At 44.2% G+C, this 5,204-nt stretch carries 9 protein-coding genes; all 9 read right to left on the bottom strand.

Annotation, left to right across the window (positions count from 1 at the left end):
- The coding region (locus GNF10_RS34835; RefSeq protein ID WP_185593370.1) for a response regulator transcription factor at positions 1 to 245 on the bottom strand (245 nt) is incomplete at its 3' end.
- A gap of 224 nt (positions 246 to 469) precedes the next feature.
- Positions 470 to 2,269 carry an ATP-binding protein gene (locus tag GNF10_RS34840; protein ID WP_185582110.1) on the bottom strand — a complete coding sequence of 600 codons (1,800 nt, stop codon included), beginning with the start codon at positions 2,267 to 2,269 and terminating at the stop codon, positions 470 to 472.
- Positions 2,266 to 2,811 (bottom strand): hypothetical protein, encoded by a 546-nt coding sequence (locus tag GNF10_RS34845; protein WP_185582111.1) that lies wholly within the window; start codon positions 2,809 to 2,811, stop codon positions 2,266 to 2,268. Before GNF10_RS34845 ends, GNF10_RS34840 begins: the two co-directional genes overlap by 4 nt.
- 24 nt (positions 2,812 to 2,835) lie before the next feature.
- Positions 2,836 to 3,552 (bottom strand): hypothetical protein, encoded by a 717-nt coding sequence (locus tag GNF10_RS34850; protein WP_185580739.1) that lies wholly within the window; start codon positions 3,550 to 3,552, stop codon positions 2,836 to 2,838.
- A 12-nt stretch (positions 3,553 to 3,564) separates the two neighbouring features.
- Positions 3,565 to 4,008, bottom strand: coding sequence for a hypothetical protein (locus tag GNF10_RS34855; protein WP_185607412.1), 444 nt, complete (start codon positions 4,006 to 4,008; stop codon positions 3,565 to 3,567).
- Positions 4,009 to 4,105: 97 nt separating this feature from the next.
- Positions 4,106 to 4,300: a hypothetical protein gene (locus GNF10_RS34860; protein WP_185593180.1), complete on the bottom strand. Its 195-nt coding sequence runs from the start codon at positions 4,298 to 4,300 to the stop codon at positions 4,106 to 4,108.
- On the bottom strand, positions 4,272 to 4,547 hold the full coding sequence (locus GNF10_RS34865) for a hypothetical protein (RefSeq protein ID WP_185582114.1): 276 nt from the start codon (positions 4,545 to 4,547) through the stop codon (positions 4,272 to 4,274). The genes GNF10_RS34860 and GNF10_RS34865 overlap by 29 nt, the downstream gene beginning before the upstream one ends.
- A complete protein-coding gene (locus GNF10_RS34870) occupies positions 4,544 to 4,756 on the bottom strand; it encodes a hypothetical protein (protein WP_185582115.1) in 213 nt (70 codons plus the stop codon). The genes GNF10_RS34865 and GNF10_RS34870 overlap by 4 nt, the downstream gene beginning before the upstream one ends.
- Positions 4,757 to 4,759: 3 nt before the next feature.
- A complete protein-coding gene (locus GNF10_RS34875) occupies positions 4,760 to 5,035 on the bottom strand; it encodes a hypothetical protein (RefSeq protein ID WP_228039136.1) in 276 nt (91 codons plus the stop codon).
- Positions 5,036 to 5,204 lie beyond the last annotated feature (169 nt).

A 5,204-nucleotide genomic window follows, 5' to 3' on the forward strand; every position in this document is an offset into this window, starting at 1 on the left:
TTAGTAAAAATCACCACTTTACTATTAGTTTTCCTTTTGATTGAGCTAGTCAGTTCTAAACCACTCATGTCGGGTAATAATAAATCAACTAACACAACATCAGGGTTGGTCTGTTCAATTAACTGAAACCCTAGCTTTCCACTGGTGGCATCACCAGTTACTTCTATATCTGGAGATTGTGAAATAGCACCTTTGATGCCCAAGAGCGTGAATGTTTCTGGTTCAACAATTACTATTTTCAGCATGATTTGATTAATCCTCTAATAAAAAATGACTGTTTATTCGGTTATTTATTATTGGTGTCTAGCGGACACGTAGTAGACACTGGGTGTCTGGGTGGTGTCTAGGCTGGTGTCTGCTGGTGTCTAGGCTATACAAGGGTTTTGAGCTTTGGTGTCTGTGGTGTCTGGTGTCCTGTGTCCGCTAAAAAAGGGCGTTTTTGGGGCTAGACACCAGACACAAAGTGCAGTCAAATTTGATTGAGCTTGATAACACCCTCGGCTATCCAGTCCGCCAAACCTGCCCCCACAATTTCGTACATCCAGCCCTTTATTTGCTCTACAGTGAATCTCTCACCCTGTACTTTAAAGTTGCCCTTAAACTCTCTTACATCAGCTTCAATTCGTTCAGTTCTGGTGAGATATTCATACAGCTTTTGCGCCATTAGTGATAATTTATTCTGATCAATTTGTGTATTATCTCCTTTGTTACCAAGATTTAATTCCAGTTCATAAATGCGCTCTAAAGTGGCTTTATCGATGGGGGGATTGGGATTAGATTCTGCTGGGAGAGCGTCGCTAAAGTCAGATATTTTCGCTGTCATTTTGGGCAGATTCACATCAAGCCATTCGTTGGAACTGTCGAGTTTTACCTTTGCTTTACCCGTTGATGAAGGCTGTAGTGTAACTGAATCTACTTCTGCCAAACATTCAACTTGCAGCATCTTAGAAACAAGATTATGTAATCCCTTAATGCCAAACAAACAAGTCTGGGTATTGTTGTGAGCAACCACCGTTAGGGGCATCTCTTGTTTACGGCTTTTAGTTAATGCCAGCTTCCCGAATTTCTCTAACAGTTCAGCATCTTTAATGAAGTCGCCGTATGTGGTGGCCTCCTCACAGATTAAAGACAAAGCTTTACCTGATGCCCAAAGTTTCTGCCGCCATTGCTCCTCACTCATTGAGGAATCATTGAAAGTTTTTAACCTCGATTCCAGTTCTTTTAAGTAATTGCGGATCTGCTGCTCTATCTCATCCCAGGAGTGATAACTTTCAACTCCTCGCCATTCACTACGGTTCGAGTCGGGGTCAAGGACAATCACACGGTAGCCGGCTCGTTTTTTGAGTTGGATTACATAACGGGCTAGCCATGATTTACCGCCCCCTTGGTTGCCCCAGATAAGAGCAGTTTGTTTGACTAAGTTTTGCACCCATGCCGTTTTATTGTCCTGTGATGCGATCGCTTGGTTGTCTGCTCCAGTAACCTTATCGTTGGGGTCAATCGTCCCCTGTAAAGTCTGGCTACCTTGTAGATAGGGCGTTTTCATCTCACGCAGTTGCTTAATGTAATCTGCTTTCTGTTCTTCGGTCATCCCCGCCGTTTGCGCCTCGAAAAGTGCATCAGTTGCCTCCATTTGGGTGACTTCAATCTCGGTGTGGGCGTAAATCTCGGCTTTTTGGATGTCTACTGTGCGATCGTTGGCGATTAGATCCAAGTCAGCTTGTAGTTGAACTTCTGCGATCGCAACGTCTCGGTAACTCTCTAGTAGCTCGGAACGTGCAGCCATCTCTGCTTTTGCAGCATCCCGTTTTTGGGCGATGTCCTCAAATACGGCTCTCTGTTTCTCCTCCGACTGGCAGTGTCGCAGCATCCACCCAGCAAGCGCAAACCCCAGGAATCCACCAAAACCCCAAAACGGCTTGTATGGGTTAGTTGCCTTCACCAGCCCATTAACCCCCATAGCTGGGTCACGCACTACTTGGCGCGGCATTCCATCACTCTTCCACTGTGACCAATAAAATGGGGTCATCCTGAAAGGTCGTCCATTCTTGTCTGAGCAGGTCAATGTTTTCAAAGGGGTTTTGATGCAGAAGTAGATCCGATCGCTGCTAGTTCCCTGCCACGCCATCGCAGCCGAACTAATACCCACAGTCAAACTCAACCCAATTGCAACAGCTTTTTTATCCATCGGTAACTGTCCGAACCACTTCATTAAACCCGATTGTTGCGACTCGGATAAAGTTTTATGTTTCTCAGATAAATAATTCATTTACCTCTCCTACCACCAAATAGAAAAATCATTAATATCGCTAGAAATATGCCCACTCCTGCACCATCCATCCAACTTGAAGATTCAGCAGTTTTTGGCTTATAAACCGACTCAATTGAAGTATTAGCTGTTTGTGTGGAAGTCCGAGCTTCATTCCACTCACTAATCGGGTCAGAAAGCGCACATAATAACGCCAGTGATGCACTGCAACCAGTCATTAAATTAGTGACGAAATTATTAAAGCCTTCACCCGTTGCAGTGGCAGTAAAATACAGGTGTGCAGTTCCCACAGCCAAGAACATTCCAACTGGGTGAACTTGCAATAGGTGAAAGGTGAAAATAACTGCACTGTTTAAACAACTGCCAGCGACAATTTCACAGGCATTACCAGCACGTCTAAATGTTCTACCTCGATTGTTTTCTGGTAACGGTTGCGGTTGTGATGGTTGCTCAATTTTCTGTTGTTGTGGAGTCTGTGCCAGCCCTTCAAATGAAAAAGGGCTGACGCTATGAGGATCTTCATTTCGTTTCCTTACTAGCATCAGCCTTAACCTTTCAACTAATAGTTATCTATCGCCTAACTTCTGCCACAAGTTACCTAACATCGCACCCCAACCGCGAACTGTTCCCGTTGCAGAAACACTAGACGCAGGTGCATGATTTTGGCTAGTAACTGGTATTACTTCTTGGGGTGTTTGATTGGGTTCTAATGCCCTTGAGCCGTACCGCGCACGGGCTAAAAGTTGTTGTCGTTTCTCTCTTAATCCCGTAGTGATTGCCTGTCTTTCAGCTTGCACAACTTGCTTATTTTCTATGCTGCTGATTTTGTTTTCATGCCGCCAAAGTTCAGCTTGTAAATCTTGATGCAATTGGGCTGCAACTTCAGTTAAAGCGTGTTTACGTTTCTGGTCAATCCGCAACAAGTCGGCTCTATCTTGGGCATCTATCTTACTCATCTCTGAATCAAATTCCGAATTGAGTTTACGGATTTTACCAATTGCACCCGCAACATGAGAGCCGTATTGTTTACGAAGTTCTGTCCAAGTCACCTGACCTTTTGTTAACTTCTCCATCGCTTCAAAGACGACCTTGGCGTTGTCTAAGAAAGGTTCTAATCGGTCAGATAATTCTTGGGCATTATTGGCATAGTCGGCAAACTGTTCGAGCTTGTTTATATCCGAAAGATAGCCCAGAATATCAGACTCAAACCCTCCCCAAGATTGCGCCTTCTCGTCAATGTGGGAACTATGACCAACTACCGGATTACGTATTGCAAAGTCCATTGCGTTATTCTCCTAATAAGGTATGTGGTCGTAGTTGATATCATCGTTAGATTCTGGTACTTTACTCCAGTAACCCATCTCTTCAAATCGGCTATAGATTCTCGTTGCCAGTTGCCTTATCGGGTCGTCAAAATCTTCAGAAATTAAATCAAATCGCTTAGAGCCAAATGCCAAAGTATTTGCAATGTCCGCGTCAATCCCATTACCCAAGAATTGACCAAATGCAGCAGAGTATGGATGGTCATCAATGGTTGAATGAGTTGCCAAGAATTCAGTTCCAGTGAAGGGTGGGTAATCTTCACTCTCGAATATTGGTGTGTCAAGCGCCTGAATATCCGCCGAAATCATTGCTGACCATTGTTCAGGATTTTCTGCTTTGAATTGCTCTAATCTCAAAGCGCGGTCAGTCAGAGGTGATTTGCCCCAATCGTTGGGATTTTTGTAATTAAGTGCCATTTGTTAGAATCCTTGTGTACTTTTCGTTTTGCGGCGAGAGATACGTCCCGGAGTGGGGCGATTGCAATGATTGGTCGTCGGTGCAATCGCTTCATCATCAGTTCTCACAAAACTCAACAAGTTCAAAAACCTCCCTCTGCACTTGGTTTTGACTTAATTCTCTTCGCCTGCCTTTCGAGTCATTGAATATGAAAGGTGCATTGACTCGACAATTAGACTGATGGCTGTAGCGCAGTTGTTGACCACGAAATTGATACAGGTGGTTACGCTGTAAGGCTGTCATTGAAAGCATAAGTTTGTCCCTCAACTTGGGAATAAAACTCGATATTTAGAATCGCTTCGTGAATCTCCATCAAGGCTTGCACTGCATCACCTATTTTTAGGTCATTCGATGTACTGAACCTTTCGGAGGCTTCGATTTGTTTGTAATTGGGAGATGCTTGCACGAACCTGAGAGTCTGTTCGCAACCCAGGATGATGGTCATGATTTCGGTTGTTGTTAGTGATGGCTGTGTCTGCATGGTTTCTTGGTCGCTCATGACTTCTTTCCTTTTCTTTGAGCTTTTATCGGTGCGGTTGGCGCTTCTGGCTGACTCGGTTTCTGAAGTACATAGCTGATTGCACCTCCACCCCCGACAGCTGCGGCAATGGTGAACATATTGTTACGTCCGAAGTACTGGACTCCGAAATAGCCAAGGGCTAGAAAGCCAAGGGCAGCAACAGAGAATCCAAGTGTTTTGTATTTCATTGCTTAAAAGCTCCCCATTGGGGCAAATTTCTTAGCTTGTGGTGATGGCTGAGGTTTGATAGATGGTGGCTGAAGAGGGTTTTGTGTAGGCGTTTGAGCTACTAGAGATGACTGTATAGGTAGTTGGTGTGAGTGCTTTAAGCAGTTAACTAAACAATCACCGTAATTGACTAGCAGCAAGGTAAACAGTTGAGAGAGGTTATCGATTCCAGTCGCTTCTAAGATTTCTTCGGCTTTGGGTTTGTACTTGGGATTAAGAACAATTCTTGTTTGCGTCATTGGCATTACTCCTGATAAGCCATTGCAATGATGTTGAATAACTGCGGCGATGGGGCAATCTTAAAGCGATCTCCTGAAGTTGCACAGATAGGTGTAGCGAACTGCAAACATAAACGCTTCAAACCGCAAACAAGGCGATTTTGAAACCACATTCTCTGCAAATAAGGGT

The organism is Nostoc sp. UCD121 (assembly GCF_014222285.1).
Lineage (GTDB): Bacteria > Cyanobacteriota > Cyanobacteriia > Cyanobacteriales > Nostocaceae > Nostoc.